Annotated in this window: 14 protein-coding genes; 5 read left to right on the forward strand and 9 right to left on the reverse strand. The window is 39.5% G+C overall.

Translation table 11 applies throughout. The features are described 5' to 3' along the window. Positions 1-108: 108 nt before the first annotated feature. The 5 genes from AC4PHI_RS00140 to AC4PHI_RS00160 all read left to right on the forward strand — a co-directional run bounded on the left by AC4PHI_RS00140 (position 109) and on the right by AC4PHI_RS00160 (position 4,841). Positions 109-1,731: an ABC-F family ATP-binding cassette domain-containing protein gene (locus tag AC4PHI_RS00140; RefSeq protein ID WP_492200331.1), complete on the forward strand. Its 1,623-nt coding sequence runs from the start codon at positions 109-111 to the stop codon at positions 1,729-1,731. 243 nt (positions 1,732-1,974) lie between these two features. After that, positions 1,975-2,772 carry a glutamate 5-kinase gene (proB, locus tag AC4PHI_RS00145; RefSeq protein WP_492200332.1) on the forward strand — a complete coding sequence of 266 codons (798 nt, stop codon included), beginning with the start codon at positions 1,975-1,977 and terminating at the stop codon, positions 2,770-2,772. A gap of 16 nt (positions 2,773-2,788) precedes the next feature. Continuing rightward, complete coding sequence (locus AC4PHI_RS00150) at positions 2,789-4,036, forward strand: glutamate-5-semialdehyde dehydrogenase (RefSeq protein ID WP_492200333.1); 1,248 nt, start codon at positions 2,789-2,791, stop codon at positions 4,034-4,036. Between the two features lie 275 nt (positions 4,037-4,311). Continuing rightward, the gene (locus AC4PHI_RS00155; protein WP_492200334.1) at positions 4,312-4,482 is read left to right on the forward strand and encodes a helix-turn-helix domain-containing protein; all 171 of its coding nucleotides are present in this window, start codon (positions 4,312-4,314) and stop codon (positions 4,480-4,482) included. 20 nt (positions 4,483-4,502) lie between these two features. Then, entirely contained in the window at positions 4,503-4,841 is a 339-nt protein-coding gene (locus tag AC4PHI_RS00160; RefSeq protein ID WP_492200335.1) for a hypothetical protein, read from the forward strand. A gap of 73 nt (positions 4,842-4,914) precedes the next feature. On the opposite strand, the gene AC4PHI_RS00165 is transcribed toward AC4PHI_RS00160, so the two are convergent. From AC4PHI_RS00165 to gyrB, 9 genes are all read right to left on the reverse strand, one after another. Beyond that, the gene (locus AC4PHI_RS00165; RefSeq protein WP_492200336.1) at positions 4,915-5,775 is read right to left on the reverse strand and encodes a DegV family protein; all 861 of its coding nucleotides are present in this window, start codon (positions 5,773-5,775) and stop codon (positions 4,915-4,917) included. Between the two features lie 78 nt (positions 5,776-5,853). Next, on the reverse strand, positions 5,854-7,146 hold the full coding sequence (locus AC4PHI_RS00170) for an adenylosuccinate synthase (protein ID WP_492200337.1): 1,293 nt from the start codon (positions 7,144-7,146) through the stop codon (positions 5,854-5,856). 160 nt (positions 7,147-7,306) lie between these two features. Further along, a complete protein-coding gene (dnaB, locus tag AC4PHI_RS00175) occupies positions 7,307-8,668 on the reverse strand; it encodes a replicative DNA helicase (protein ID WP_492200338.1) in 1,362 nt (453 codons plus the stop codon). A gap of 32 nt (positions 8,669-8,700) precedes the next feature. Further along, positions 8,701-9,153: a 50S ribosomal protein L9 gene (rplI, locus tag AC4PHI_RS00180; protein ID WP_492200339.1), complete on the reverse strand. Its 453-nt coding sequence runs from the start codon at positions 9,151-9,153 to the stop codon at positions 8,701-8,703. 217 nt (positions 9,154-9,370) lie between these two features. After that, entirely contained in the window at positions 9,371-9,613 is a 243-nt protein-coding gene (rpsR, locus tag AC4PHI_RS00185) for a 30S ribosomal protein S18 (RefSeq protein ID WP_492200340.1), read from the reverse strand. Positions 9,614-9,631: 18 nt separating this feature from the next. After that, entirely contained in the window at positions 9,632-10,144 is a 513-nt protein-coding gene (gene ssb, locus AC4PHI_RS00190) for a single-stranded DNA-binding protein (protein ID WP_492200341.1), read from the reverse strand. A gap of 46 nt (positions 10,145-10,190) precedes the next feature. Further along, entirely contained in the window at positions 10,191-10,490 is a 300-nt protein-coding gene (gene rpsF, locus AC4PHI_RS00195) for a 30S ribosomal protein S6 (RefSeq protein WP_492200342.1), read from the reverse strand. A gap of 154 nt (positions 10,491-10,644) precedes the next feature. Continuing rightward, on the reverse strand, positions 10,645-13,116 hold the full coding sequence (gene gyrA / locus AC4PHI_RS00200) for a DNA gyrase subunit A (RefSeq protein ID WP_492200343.1): 2,472 nt from the start codon (positions 13,114-13,116) through the stop codon (positions 10,645-10,647). Positions 13,117-13,154: 38 nt separating this feature from the next. Beyond that, positions 13,155-15,095 carry a DNA topoisomerase (ATP-hydrolyzing) subunit B gene (gene gyrB / locus AC4PHI_RS00205; protein WP_492200344.1) on the reverse strand — a complete coding sequence of 647 codons (1,941 nt, stop codon included), beginning with the start codon at positions 15,093-15,095 and terminating at the stop codon, positions 13,155-13,157. Positions 15,096-15,136 lie beyond the last annotated feature (41 nt).

The raw sequence follows: 15,136 nt of genomic DNA on the forward strand, positions 1-15,136 counted from the left end.
CTTTTAAACAAATTTACAACCCATTCTTCTCAATGATTATCTTGCGAAAGCCCCGGTTAATCGTTATAATGCACTAGAGAGAAAATTCTACAAGAAGAGGAGCTACACATGATTACAGTAACTGATGTAAGTTTGCAATTACCTGACCGCAAACTTTTTGATAATGTCAACATTAAATTCACCCCCGGCAACTGTTACGGGCTGATCGGTGCTAACGGAGCGGGAAAATCAACCTTTTTAAAAATTCTTTCCGGCGCACTGGAGCCAAGTACCGGAAATGTCTCCCTAGGACCTGAAGAACGACTGGCTACTTTGGCACAGGATCACTTTGGCTTTGAAGAGTTCACCGTTTTGGAAACAGTGATTATGGGACATGAACGACTTTATGAAGTAATGAAAGAAAAAGATGCCCTTTACATGAAAGAAGATTTTTCAGAAGAAGACGGCAATTTGGCTGCAGAGCTCGAAGGGGAGTTTGCCGAATTAAACGGATGGGAAGCTGAGCCGGAAGCTGCTACATTGCTGCAAGGTTTGAATATTCCTGAAGACCTCCACGAGAAAAAAATGAGCGAACTGCCAGAAGGACAAAAAGTCAAAGTCCTCCTTGCTCAGGCCTTATTTGGTCAACCAGATGTTTTGCTCTTGGACGAGCCGACAAACGGTTTAGATACTCAGTCAATCGAATGGCTGCAAGAGTTTCTAATCAATTTTGATAACACTGTTATCGTTGTTTCCCATGACCGCTACTTTTTAAATACGGTGTGCACACACATGGCGGATTTAGATTTCGGAAAAATAAAACTGTTTGTGGGCAACTACGATTTTTGGTTGGAGTCAAGTCAACTGGCAGCAAAATTACAAGCCGATCAAAATGCTAAAAAAGAAGAAAAAGTCAAAGAATTGCAAGAATTTATAGCAAGATTCAGTGCCAATGCTTCTAAATCCAAACAGGCAACATCGAGAAAAAAAATGTTGGAAAAAATTGAGATTGATGACATCCAACCTTCGTCTCGCCGTTATCCTTTCGTGGGTTTCTCACCTGAAAGGGAAATAGGAAACGACTTGCTCCATGTAGAAAATATTTCTAAAACGATTGACGGTAAAAAAGTTTTGGACAATGTTTCCTTTACACTGGCAAAAGATGATAAAGTCGCCTTCTTGTCAAACAATGACATTGTCTTGACCACCCTTTTCAAAATACTGATGGGGGAAATCGAACCTGATTCAGGCTCGTTCCGCTGGGGCGTTACTACTTCCCAAGCCTATCTGCCAAAAGATAATTCTTCTGAATTTTCTTCTGACACAACTATTTTGGATTGGTTGAGACAATATGCTTCTAAAGAAGAAGACGACAATACTTTCTTGAGAAGTTTCCTCGGCCGTATGTTGTTCTCTGGAGAAGATGTGATGAAACCAGTGAATGTTCTGTCCGGTGGAGAAAAAGTCCGCTGCATGTTATCCAAACTAATGCTGTCGAAAGCCAACGTCTTAGTCCTTGACGACCCGACAAATCATTTGGATTTAGAATCTATTACAGCACTCAATGATGGGCTAATTACTTTCAAAGGTTCCATATTATTTGCTTCCCACGACCATCAATTTATTCAGACTACAGCTAACAGAATCATTGCTGTTTCTGATAAAGGCATCGTAGATTATCCAAACTCAACTTATGATGACTTTTTGGAAAATCAAAGAATTCAAGAGAAAGTCAAAGAAATTTATGCCTAAAAAAAAGCTGAGAAATTAATTTCTCAGCTTTTTTGTGCTTTCTTTATTGTCGTAATGAAAAAAATGATTCTGAGACTTCCTCTTAAAATTTTTATTCAGCTGCTGCTTGTTCATTATGATAAACAAACCTTAGTTTAATCTTTTTTTAATGTTGAACTTTTGATATAATGAGAACCAATTATCCTATGTTGAAAAGGCATCAGTCTTATGCCACTAAAGGAATTTATAAAGGAGCGAAGAAATTTGCGCACATCTATTAAAAATGTTAAACGAATTGTGGTAAAAGTAGGCACCAGCTCCTTGATTTTACCCAACGGTCGAATCAATTTGAAAACTATTGATCAACTGGCCTTTACTTTGTCAGATTTAGCAACACAAGAATATGAAATCATCCTCGTATCATCAGGTGCTATCGGGGCCGGCATGGTCCATCTTAATTTAAAACACCGGCCTGAATCAATTGCGGAACAGCAAGCACTTGCAGCTATCGGTCAATTGGAATTGATGAATTTATATAATCAGCGGTTTAAAGTTTATTATCAGAAATCTGCCCAAGTCTTGTTAACGAGGGATGTCATCGATTTTCCTGAAAGCCGGAGAAATGTTTACAATACTTTTCATGAACTGCTTAAAATGGGCATCATCCCGATTGTTAATGAAAATGACAGTGTCGCCGTGGATGAATTGAATCATCAAACTGTGTTTGGTGATAACGACCAGTTATCAGCCATCGTGGCAAATCTTGTTCAGGCGGATTTACTTATCATTTTGTCAGACATTGACGGTTTCTATTCTGACAATCCCCGGACAAATAAAAAAGCAAAATTTTTCCATCATATTCCTGAAATCACAGATGATTTATTTGAATATTCAGGCGGAAAAGGAAGCGATCTGGGGACAGGTGGAATGATTACAAAATTAAAAGCAGCGGAGCTCATTTTGAAAAACAATGGCAAAGTGGTGCTGGCTAATGGGAAAAAACCAAGCATTCTTTTTGATATCTTGGATGGAAAAGAAATAGGAACTTTGTTCGGAAAATAGAAGAGGAGGAATTCTTATGGATGATTTGATACAAATGGGAAAGCATGGGAAAGAAACAGCTGTCTTTCTCAACAACTTAGACGCAAAAAATAAAAATTTAGTTCTAAAAACAATCATCGACAATTTAGAAAAAAATACTGCAAAGATTATCGAAGAAAATAATAAAGATATTGCCCAAGCTAAAAAGGCTGGAAAGACAAGTGCCATCATCGATCGACTTCTTTTAACAGAAGATCGGATCACAAACATGATTGAAAGCATTGAAACCATCATCGATTTGAAAGACCCTATCGGCAATGTGGATAAAATGTGGCAAACTGATGACAATTTACTAATCGGGAAAAAAAGAGTGCCTATCGGTGTCATCGGTATCATTTATGAAGCCCGTCCTAACGTGACTATCGAAGCCGCAACTTTGTGTTTCAAAGCAGGAAATGCGGTTATCTTAAGGGGGGGCAAAGATGCGTTCCACTCGAATAAACTGCTGGTTTCTTTGATGCAGCAAGCCTTGGAGTCTTGTGATGTCTCTAAATATGCTATTCAATATATTGAGGATGTTTCACATGAAACGGCCGTTAAATTAATGACCTTAAATGAATACCTTGATTTGCTTATTCCTAGAGGCGGAGCGAATCTTATTCAGACAGTAGTCAAAAATGCCACAGTTCCAGTAATTGAAACCGGAACAGGCAATTGTCATCTGTATATCGACAAAGATGCTGATCAAGCAAAAGCGGTCGAAATACTTGTGAATGGCAAATGTCAACGACCATCTGTTTGTAATGCGTTGGAAACTCTTATCATCCATCAAGATGTGGCAGAAGCATTGCTGCCAGTGATTGAAAAACGTTTGGCAGAATTTAATGTGGAAATAAGAGCCGACGAAATTGCCAGCCGTTACTTAAAGGAAAGTACACCTGTGACAGATGAAGATTATGCCACTGAATTTCTAGATTTTATCCTAGCCGTCAAAACTGTCAGTTCACTGGAAGAAGCTCTTGAACACATTCAAACTTACAGTTCAAAACATTCAGAAGCCATCGTCAGCGAAAACTATTCTGCTACACAAGCTTTCTTACAGCAAGTAGATGCAGCTGCCGTTTATGCCAATGCTTCCACCCGCTTCACCGATGGCAGCATGTTTGGTTTCGGCGGAGAAATCGGTATCAGCACTCAAAAACTCCATGCTAGAGGTCCGATGGGCTTGGAAGAATTGACTTCTATCAAATACATTATCTACGGTGATGGACAAATAAGAAATTAATGAAAAAAAAATGATATAATAAACTTTAGTTCACAGAAGAACGGCTTCATAATATTTTAAAAAACACCTCTCAGATAATTTTAAATTTCCTGAGAGGTGTTTTTGATTTTCAAGTGTTTTGATTGAAAATCCAGAAAAAGTTAAAAACTTTTTCTGAAAAGCTCCTTTTGTTTCGAACTTTTAATGTTTGCAACTGTCTGTTGCGTCTATGCAACAAAATGAATCTTGTTTTTTTAACATCCTTTCTTTAATATACAGATATAGGAGGTGACACAATGTTTGGTGAAAAGTTAAAAGAGTTACGAAAGGAAAAAGGAATTTCACAAGAACAATTATCAGAATTGCTAGATGTTTCCAGACAATCGATTTCGCGTTATGAAAATGGCACTGCCCAACCAGATTTTGATAAATTGATTATCTTGTCAAAATATTTTGGGTTTCCATAGATTTATTACTGGATAACTCAATGGAGGAAACATCTAGCTCAAATAAAAATATCAAAGGAAGTAATAAAATATCCATAACCAGTAAGCTCAATGGTAAGGTATCCTCTTTTTATAAGTTTATTTTATCTCCTGTGGCATGGAAAAAGGATTATCATCCAGAAATTTTGCTGATGGGTGTTGATGACCACAGTTTTTGGGGTGATAACACCGTAGCACTAGGGTGGTATAAAACAAGAGACGATGCTGAAAAAGAACTTAAACAAATTTTGAATGATATGTCACAAGGAAAAACAGTATATGATCTGCAATATCATGTAAACATTAAGAAAAAAGGGGTTTTCGATATCCAAGTAGAATAAATGAGTCTTGCTTTATCTTTTAAATAAAATAAAAATTCCCTCAGAACGTTCTTCAAAACATTCTGAGGGAATTTTATTTCACGATGGAAAACACTGCCAGTGCACCTGCTCCTGTATGACAAGCAATGGTAGGACCCATAGGATACATCTTGATAGGAAGTCCTAAATCTGATAAGGACTCCTTTAGATACTCCCCTGCTTCGATATCCCCTGCGTAAGCAATATAGATGGCAGGAGTGTCCTCTACTGACATATGTTCCTTCGTTTGCTCCACTAACTTGTCCAGCGATTTGCGGCGACCGCGCACTTTCCCTTGATTTACCAGTTTTCCTTGTTCGTCGACCACGATAATCGGCTTTATATTCATTAAGCTTCCTACTGTTGCCGTTGTTTTAGAAATCCGTCCGCCACGTTCTAAATATTTTAAATCATCCACGGTGACCCAAGACTGTACTCTTGTTTTAAGCTGATTGATTTTTAACAAAGCTTCATCCACACTGGATCCTTCATTTCTCAAATCTATTAATTCCTTCACCAACATGCCTTCCCCAAGGCATGCTTGCCTGGAATCAACCAGCACGATAGGTGCCTTTGATCCTCTTTCCTCATTCAAAAGTTCCAAGGCCGCCAAAGAATTAGAATAAGAACCGCTTAAACCTGAAGAAAATCCTAGATAGATGATAGGTGTCTGATCATTTTCCAGCATCTCTTTGAATTTTTCCAAATAAACACCGATATTGATTTGAGAAGTAGCTCCTAACTTCCCCTGCTGGATTTCTTTTATCAGCCATTCACTGCTGAAAGTTTTTCCCAAATCATCTTCATATTCTTTTCCATCCAATGTCACAACCATCGAAACAATCTGGACGTTTTCTTTTTCTAACAAATCATAAGGCAAATCACAACATGAATCCGTTAATATTCTAAAGTTCATTTTGATGCTCCTCCCTGATTGTCCATCATCCATTAACTAAAACAACCTGCTTGCAGTAACAAAACTATCTCTTAAAAACTAATGATTCCCCCACACACCTTCAAGGATATTGGTTTGAGAACGGTCTGGCCCCACTGAAAAGGTCGAAATACGCACACCGACCAGCTCAGATATAAAATGAACATATCTCCTGGCATTTTCAGGCAATTCTGCCAATGTTTTGCACTGAGTGATATCCTCGGACCAGCCTGGCAATTCTTCGTAAACAGGGATGCAGCGTGATAATTCTTTTAAACTGGCAGGATAGTGATAGATTTTTTGTCCATCCAACTCATAGGCCGTACAGATTTTTACTGTTTCTAAACCACTTAGCACATCAATCGAATTGAGAGATAAATTAGTGATACCTGACACACGTTTTGAATGGCGCATGACTACTGAATCAAACCATCCCACCCTTCTCGGTCTGCCCGTTGTGGTTCCGTACTCTCTGCCAATTTCACGGATACGCTCACCCACTTCACCAAATAACTCGGTTGGGAAAGGCCCGTCCCCGACCCTTGATGTATATGCTTTACAAACACCTACCACCTTATCGATTTTAGAAGGTCCTACACCGCTGCCAATAGTCACACCTCCGGCAACCGGGTTAGATGATGTGACAAAAGGATAGGTCCCTTGGTCGATATCCAGCATTACTCCTTGGGCACCTTCAAACAGTACTCTTTTCCCATTATCTAAGGCATCATTCAAAATCACTGAAGTGTCACAGACATATTTTTTAATTTCCTGTCCATAGCGATAATATTCTTCGAAGATTTCTGAAAAATCCATCGGGTTATCTCCATAAACTTTTTCAAACTGAAGATTCTTTTCTTGCAAATTGATTTTTAGTCTTTCTGAAAAAACTTCTTCGTCCAATAAATCGGCTATTCTGATACCCACTCTTGCAGCTTTGTCCATGTAGGCTGGTCCAATCCCTTTGATTGTGGTACCGATTTTCTGATCCCCTTTAGCCTCTTCTTGCAACTGGTCCAGTTTAATATGATAGGGCAAAACAACGTGGGCTCTGTCTGAAATTCTTAGATTTTTTGTTTCAATGCCCCGCTCTTCCAAATACTTTAATTCCTCTGTTAAGGACTTTGGATTGATGACAACGCCATTTCCGATAACACTTGTCTTGTCCTCATAAAAGATCCCTGAAGGAACAAGATGCAGCTTGTACGTCACACCGTCAAACTTAATCGTGTGTCCGGCATTATCCCCTCCTTGATAACGGGCAATGATTTCAGCATTCTCACTTAAAAAGTCAGTAATCTTTCCTTTTCCTTCGTCTCCCCACTGCGTTCCCACTACCACTATTGACGGCATATGAAGGCTCCTCTACATTTTTTTCTAATTCTTGCTTATTTTACCAAGTTACACTTATAAAATCAATAAATATCGAACATTGAAAACACATCTATTTCTTTTAACACTAATACACGAACTTTATTGTTTTATATCCGTTTAAAACAAACAAAACCGAACATTAAAACTCTGTTCGGTTCGAAATAGATGAAAATTTATTAAATTGTTTGATAAAGAGTAATTCCACCGTTCCTCTAGCACCGCTTCTATTTTTCTCGATAATCACTTCTATGATATCATTTTCTTCTCTTTCGTCTGCATCCTCATCGCTGTCCCGCTGATAGTAATCTTCACGATAAAGAAACGCTACAATATCCGCGTCTTGTTCAATGGAACCTGATTCACGTATGTCGCTTAAAACCGGCCTTTTATCTTGACGCTGCTCCACTCCCCGTGACAGCTGGGAAAGGGCGATGACTGGCACTTTTAATTCCTTAGCTAATTTTTTTAATTGTCTGGAAATATCAGAAACTTCCTGCTGACGGTTTTCTTTATTATTCCCTTCAATCAATTGTAGGTAATCAATCAGTATCAGACCAAGGTTGCCTTTCTCCTGTGCCAGTTTCCGGCATTTGGCACGAATTTCACTGATTTTTATTCCTGGCGTGTCATCAATGTAAATATCAGCCTTTGATAGACTTCCCATTGCCATAATCAAATTAGACCATTCTTCTTCAGTTAACTGACCTGTTTTCAAATGACTGGCTTCTATCGTTCCTTCCGCACAAAGCATCCGGTTAACCAATGACTCTGCACCCATTTCCAAACTGAATACAGCCACTGCCCGGTCGGTTTTCGTTCCGACATTCTGAGCGATATTCAAGGCAAAGGCTGTTTTCCCCACAGCAGGTCTGGCAGCTAAAATAATCAATTCTTCCGCCTGCAATCCGGCTGTCATTTTATCTAAAGCCAAATAACCGGTAGGCAAACCTGTGATGTCTTCCTCTAATTGGGATAGACGGTCGATTTCCGCAAAGGAAGTATTCAACACTTCTGCAATAGGCAAAAATCCAGAACGATTTCTTCGCTCAGAAACTTCTAGGATTTTCTTCTCAGCTTCATCCAAGATTGCTTCCACATTATCACTTTGCTCAAACCCTTTTGTCACAATTTCAGTGGCAGTAGCAATCAAATTTCTTAATAAAAATTTTTCTTCGACAATCCTGGCATAATGCCCCACATTGGCTGCTGTAGGCACGACTAGAGCCAGCTCTGTTAAATAATTCAAACCGCCAACATCTTCTAACAAATTTAATGATTCTAACTGATCTTTCACCGTGATAACGTCGATAGCTTCATTACGGTCATTCAAATGACTCATCATTTGAAAAATAAGCTGATGGCTTCTACGATAAAAACTTTCGCTTGTCAGATATTCCATCGCTTCGATAATAGCATCGGAATCTAAAAAAACTGAACCTAGTACGGCTTGTTCCGCTTCAATATTTTGAGGAGGAATTCTATCTTGCATCAATTCACTCATTTACTCATTCCCCTTGTACTTTAAAGTATTAATTATTCGTTCACCACATGAACTTTCAAAACAGCCGATACTCCTGAATGCAATTTAATTGGAACCTTCGTATACCCCAAAGACCGGATAGGTTGAGGCAGTTCCATTTTGCGGCGATCAACTTTAAGTTTGTGTTCTTTTTTTAAACCTTCTGCAATTTGTTTAGAAGTAATAGAACCAAACAAGCGGCCGTCTTCACCGGATTTTGCTTTTAAAAGCACTTCGAAACCTTCTGCTTCAATTGTTTTTTTCAGTTTTTCAGCCTCTGCTTTTAATTCCGCTTCTTCCCGCTCTCTGGCTTTTTTCTTGGCTTTTAATTCAGATAAACCCGCTGCTGTGGCTTCTTTCGCTAAACCTTTTTTTATAAGAAAATTTTGTGCGTAACCGCTAGAGACTTCTTTAACTTCCCCTTTTTTTCCTTGTCCTTTGACATCAGATAAAAAAATAACTTTCATATTCATTTCACACCTTTTGTATGTTTTCTCTTACCCATTCTATCACATATCACACAAGCAATAAACCTTGTTACTCACTCTAAATGTTTCACGTGAAACATTTAGAGTGAGTAACACTATACTTGCTGATTTTATTCACAGTACTTCATCAGAGAAAAAAATATTTTAAAATAAAAAAGACTTGCATTTCTGCAAATCTTAAATATTAAAAATTTTATTAGTCTTCAGCCACAAACGGCAATAAAGCCATGATTCTGGAACGTTTGATTGCTGTAGTCAATGTACGTTGATGTTTTGCACATGTTCCTGTGACACGACGAGGCAAAATTTTACCTCTTTCAGAAACAAATTTACCTTTTAATAATTCTACATTTTTATAATCTACATGATCCATGTGATTTGCACAAAAATAACATACTTTACGACGGGGTTTTCTTCCGCCTCTTCTTTGTTGCGCCATTATATTCCCTCCTCGATTTTAGAATGGTAAGTCATCATCAGAAATATCGATTTGCGAACTGGATGCGAAAGGATCTGCATCTCGGCCGAAATCTGGAGTATTAGAACTACTATTCTGTGATGGGTTTGAAGATTGGTTAAATGATTGATTAAATTGTTGGTTGCCGCTATTACCGCTGTATGACTGATTATTTAGTCTTTGTTCATTCGTCGCTTTAGACTCCAAGAAATGGAAAGCTTCACAAAGGACTTCTGTCACATAAACTCTTTGACCTTGTTGATTTTCATAATTACGTGTTTGAATTCTGCCTTCAACCCCAATCAGGGATCCTTTACGTGTGTAATTAGCTAGCGTTTCAGCACTTTTTCTCCAAATGACACATTGGATAAAGTCTGTTTCACGTTCTCCAGCCTGATTCGTAAAACGGCGATCAACTGCAAGGGTAAAAGTTGCTACGGCTAATCCGTTAGAAGTATATCTCAAATCCGGATCTCTGGTCAGTCTCCCTACAAGTACAACATTGTTAATCACATTTACAGCCCCCTTCCGTTCAAAAATGTTTCACGTGAAACATTTTTTAGTTTTCTTCTTTGACGATCATATGACGTAAGATATCATCATTAATTTTAGCAAGACGATCAAATTCATTGATCCCATTTGCATTTTCAGAAGAAACTTTGACGATCCGGTAATAACCCTCACGAAAATCATTGATTTCGTAAGCAAGACGGCGTTTTTCCCAATCTTTCGATTCTAAAACCTCAGTACCGTTATCTTTCAAAATTGCATCGAAACGTTCTACTAAAGCATTTTTAGCTTCTTCATCAATGTTTGGACGAATAATGTATGTGATTTCATAATTCGTTGCTTTACTCATTGATTCCACCTCCTTATGGTCTCTGGCTCCAATGTTTCATTAGAGCAAGGAAGAGTAGTTGTTACACTACCCACAATTAAACACTATACTACGAAAAAACAATAAAATCAAGGAAAAAAGGAATCAATAATCCGAATTATTGATTCCTTTTAATTTAATTGTTTTCAACAGTATCGCTTTCAGTTTCATCCTCTTCATCAGGCTCAACAATTGCCATAGTAGCAACTTTTGTATCGTTATCCACCCTGATCAAACGAACACCTTGTGTGGCTCTGCCTGTCTGAGAAACAGAATCGATATTAAATCTGATAATCACACCTTGATCAGTGATGACTAAAACATCTTCATCTCCGCTGACAGTTGTCAAACCGACTAAAGGACCATTTTTTTCGGTAATATTGGCAGTCTTGATTCCTTTTCCGCCTCTTCCTTTTACCGGATATTCGTCCGAAGAAGTCCGTTTACCGTAACCTTGTTCAGTAATGACAAACACTTCGCTTTCCGGTTCCAAAATGTCCATCCCAACAACAAAATCATTTTCTCTCAGGCGGACACCGCGGACACCAGTAGCAGTTCGTCCCATATCTCTTACCGTATTCTCATTAAAGGTTACAGAATAACCTAAATGAGTACCGATAATGATGTTTTTCTTGCCAGTGGTGATAGAAACATTGATTAATTCATCATTTTCTTTCAATCCGATAGCAATCAAGCCATTGCTCCTGATATTAGCAAAAGCGGAAGCATTGGTTCTCTTTACTACACCCATCCGGGTCGTAAAGAATAGATATTTATCTTCATCTGCCTCTCCTGAAACATTGATGATGGCTTGTACTTTTTCGGAAGAATCCACTCCTAATAGATTGATGATAGGAAGACCCTTGGCCGTCCTTCCGTACTCTGGTATTTCATAACCTTTCGCACGGTAAACTTTACCAGTATTGGTAAAGAAGAGCAGAGAATCATGGGTAGAACAAGATACCAATGTTTCAATAAAATCATCATCATGCATCCCCATTCCCTGAACCCCGCGGCCGCCGCGTTTTTGAGTCCGGAATTCAGAACTCGGCAAACGCTTGATATAACCGTTATGGGTCAGCGTAATCACGATATCTTCTTCTTCAATCAGATCTTCGTCTTCCAGACTTAGCACTTCCCCTACTAATAATTCAGTACGGCGGTCATCGCTGTATTTCCGGTTGATTTCATCCAGTTCTGTGGAAATGATTTCTAAAATCCGATGATGATTTTCCAAAATATCTGTCAAATCAGCAATCAATTCCAATAGTTCTTGATATTCTTTTTCGATTTTATCTCTTTCTAAACCAGTCAAACGTCGCAAACGCATATCTAAGATAGCTTGAGCTTGGCGGTCAGATAAATCAAATGTTTCTATCAAGGTGTTTTTTGCTATTTCATCAGATTGAGACCCGCGGATGATTTTAATGATTTCATCGATATGATCTAGAGCAATTCTTAATCCTTCCAAGATATGGGCACGATCTTCTGCACGCTTTTTATCAAAGAGGGTTCTTCTTCTGATTACTTCTTCCTGATGAGCTAAATAATGTTCTAAAATAGCCTTGAGGCTTAGTAGCTTAGGCTCGCCGTTGACGATGGCCAGCATATTAAAGCCGAATGAACTTTGCAGTGCTGTCAATTTATACAAATTGTTCAATACCACAGTAGCACTCATATCCCGGCGGATTTCAATGACTATCCGCATACCTTCTCTTGAAGATTCATCTCTCAAATCTGTGATTCCTTCGATACGTTTTTCTCGGTGTAAGTCCGAAATACGTTCGATTAATTTAGCTTTGTTTACCATGTAAGGCAATTCTGAAACAAGTATCCGCTCTTTTCCGTTCGGCATTTCCTCGATATCAACTTTTGCCCTTACCGTGATGGATCCTCTGCCCGTTTCATAGGCTCTGCGGATACCTGATTTGCCCATAACCAGTCCCCCGGTAGGAAAATCCGGTCCCGGCAATACTTCCATCAATTCAGTAGTGGTAACTTCAGCATTTTCCATCAACAATTTTACTGCATCAATAACCTCTCCCAAGTTATGAGGAGGGATATTAGTCGCCATCCCCACTGCAATCCCTGTTGTTCCGTTTACTAAAAGGTTGGGAAATCTTGCAGGCAAAACACTTGGTTCCTTTTCAGACTCGTCATAGTTCATCTGAAAATCAATTGTATCTTTATTGATATCCCGCAGCAGCTCCAACGCGATTTTACTCATACGCGCCTCGGTATACCGCATTGCAGCAGCACCGTCTCCGTCCACTGAACCGAAGTTTCCGTGACCATCCACCAGCATGTTGCGGTAGCTGAACGGTTGTGCCATTCTAACCATTGATTCATAGATGGCACTGTCCCCGTGAGGATGATACTTACCCATTACATCCCCAACAATTCTGGCAGATTTTTTATGAGGTTTGTCTGGTGTGATTCCCAGTTCATGCATCCCATATAAAATACGTCTATGTACTGGTTTCAATCCGTCTCTCACATCAGGCAAAGCTCGGGACACGATAACACTCATTGCATAGTCAATAAATGATGTTTCCATTTCATTGGTCAGGTTGACATCAATAATATTTTCGTTTAATTCTTCTGACATGAATGTTTTTCTCCTTACTTTTCACTTTAAATTTATACTTATACGTCCAAATTGCTAACATACCGTGCATTGACTTCAATAAATTCTCTTCTAGGTTCCACACGGTCACCCATCAATTTTTCAAAAATTTCATCTGCCCGGATAGCATCATCGACCGTCACCCGCAGCATCACACGATTATGGGGATCCATTGTGGTTTCCCACAACTGGTGATCATCCATTTCCCCCAGACCTTTGTATCGTTGAATCGAAGGTTTAGGTGTTGCCGGAAGTGCTTCGATAGTAGCAGCCAAGTTGTCATCTGCATCTTTTCCAGGCTGGATATAGGTAATGTTTTTACCTTGTTTCACACCATACAGAGGCGGTTGGGCGATATAGACAAAACCGGCTTCGACGATCGGACGCATATAACGATAAAATAAAGTCAGCAATAAGGTCCGGATATGAGCACCGTCCACGTCAGCATCGGTCATGATGACCAATTTATGGTAACGGGCCTTTGACACATCAAAATCATCCCCGAACCCGGTACCCATGGCGGTAAATAGGGAACGAATTTCTTCGTTAGCTAAAATTTTATCCATAGAAGCTTTTTCAACATTCAAAATTTTTCCGCGAATCGGCAAAATAGCCTGAAATTCCCGGTCTCTGCCCTGTTTGGCAGAGCCTCCTGCCGAGTCTCCTTCCACAATAAATAATTCACACTTTTCCGGATCTCTGCTGGAGCAGTCTGCCAGTTTCCCAGGCAAATTACTGATTTCCAATGCCCCTTTGCGGCGGGTCATTTCCCGGGCTCTTTTAGCCGCCATTCTCGCTTTAGAAGCTAAAATCCCCTTTTCCACCACTTGTTTTCCGACAGAAGGATTTTCAAGCAAAAATTTAGAAAGTGCTTCGGAGAATAATCGGTCCGTCACACTTCGGACTTCCGAATTTCCTAATTTCGTCTTGGTCTGTCCTTCAAACTGAGGGTCAGGATGCTTGATTGAAATGACTGCTGTCATCCCTTCGCGGACATCTTCCCCTGAAAGATTGTCTTCAGTTTCTTTGATAAGTCCTTTTCTTTTCCCATAATCATTGATGGCACGGGTCAATGCAGTTTTAAAGCCGACCTCATGAGTCCCGCCTTCATAGGTATGGATATTGTTCGCAAAACTCAATAGATTGGTGTGAAAACCATCTGTGTACTGCAATGCCACTTCGATGATGATTTCATCTTGTTCGCCTTCGATGTAAATCGGATGTTCAAACAAAACTGTTTTATTCGCATTCAAGTGCTCTACATAGCTTTTTATTCCGCCTTCGTAGTGATATTCGGCAGTTTTTTCTCGTCCTTCCCGTCTATCCTCGACGGTTAATTTCAATCCTCTATTTAAGAAAGCCAGCTCTCTTAAACGCGTGGCTAATTTATCAAATTCAAATTCCACTGTTTCTTTAAAAATTTCCGGATCTGGGATAAAGTGAACTGTTGTTCCCTGTCTGTCTGTTTCACCGATGATCTTTAAGTCATCAACCACATGTCCCCGTGAAAATTCCTGATAGTGGATTTTTCCGTCCTTATAGACCTTGACTTCTAATGTGGCAGACAACGCATTGACCACAGAAGAACCGACCCCGTGGAGGCCCCCAGACACTTTATAACCGCCACCGCCGAATTTTCCTCCCGCATGCAGAACAGTAAAAACTGTTTCCACTGCCGGACGGCCGGTTTTGGCCTGAATCCCTACCGGAATCCCCCGGCCATTATCGATAACAGTGATGCTTCCGTCTGTTTCGATAAAAACATTGATTTCATCACAATAGCCGGCTAAAGCCTCATCGATAGAATTATCCACGATTTCCCATACTAAATGATGCAATCCTTGCCCGCTGGTTGACCCGATATACATCCCTGGACGTTTTCTGACAGCTTCTAATCCTTCTAAAACTTGAATCTGACTAGCATCATATTCATGCTGTATGTTTTCCTTTTCTTCAGTCATTTAGTTGCTTCAAATCCTTTCTGTTCATCTGATTGATCCCA

The sequence above is a fragment of the Vagococcus sp. QWL-13 genome, assembly GCF_058683555.1.

What these genes read in the sequence shown, in the direction of transcription:
- rpsF (WP_492200342.1), bottom strand. Translation starts at nt 10,490, where the DNA reads ATGAGTAAAGCAACGAATTATGAAATCACATACATTATTCGTCCAAAC.
- AC4PHI_RS00155 (WP_492200334.1), top strand. Translation starts at nt 4,312, where the DNA reads ATGTTTGGTGAAAAGTTAAAAGAGTTACGAAAGGAAAAAGGAATTTCA.
- AC4PHI_RS00165 (WP_492200336.1), bottom strand. Translation starts at nt 5,775, where the DNA reads ATGAACTTTAGAATATTAACGGATTCATGTTGTGATTTGCCTTATGAT.
- rpsR (WP_492200340.1), bottom strand. Translation starts at nt 9,613, where the DNA reads ATGGCGCAACAAAGAAGAGGCGGAAGAAAACCCCGTCGTAAAGTATGT.
- AC4PHI_RS00140 (WP_492200331.1), top strand. Translation starts at nt 109, where the DNA reads ATGATTACAGTAACTGATGTAAGTTTGCAATTACCTGACCGCAAACTT.
- AC4PHI_RS00160 (WP_492200335.1), top strand. Translation starts at nt 4,503, where the DNA reads ATGGAGGAAACATCTAGCTCAAATAAAAATATCAAAGGAAGTAATAAA.
- AC4PHI_RS00170 (WP_492200337.1), bottom strand. Translation starts at nt 7,146, where the DNA reads ATGCCGTCAATAGTGGTAGTGGGAACGCAGTGGGGAGACGAAGGAAAA.
- gyrA (WP_492200343.1), bottom strand. Translation starts at nt 13,116, where the DNA reads ATGTCAGAAGAATTAAACGAAAATATTATTGATGTCAACCTGACCAAT.
- gyrB (WP_492200344.1), bottom strand. Translation starts at nt 15,095, where the DNA reads ATGACTGAAGAAAAGGAAAACATACAGCATGAATATGATGCTAGTCAG.
- dnaB (WP_492200338.1), bottom strand. Translation starts at nt 8,668, where the DNA reads ATGAGTGAATTGATGCAAGATAGAATTCCTCCTCAAAATATTGAAGCG.
- rplI (WP_492200339.1), bottom strand. Translation starts at nt 9,153, where the DNA reads ATGAAAGTTATTTTTTTATCTGATGTCAAAGGACAAGGAAAAAAAGGG.
- AC4PHI_RS00150 (WP_492200333.1), top strand. Translation starts at nt 2,789, where the DNA reads ATGGATGATTTGATACAAATGGGAAAGCATGGGAAAGAAACAGCTGTC.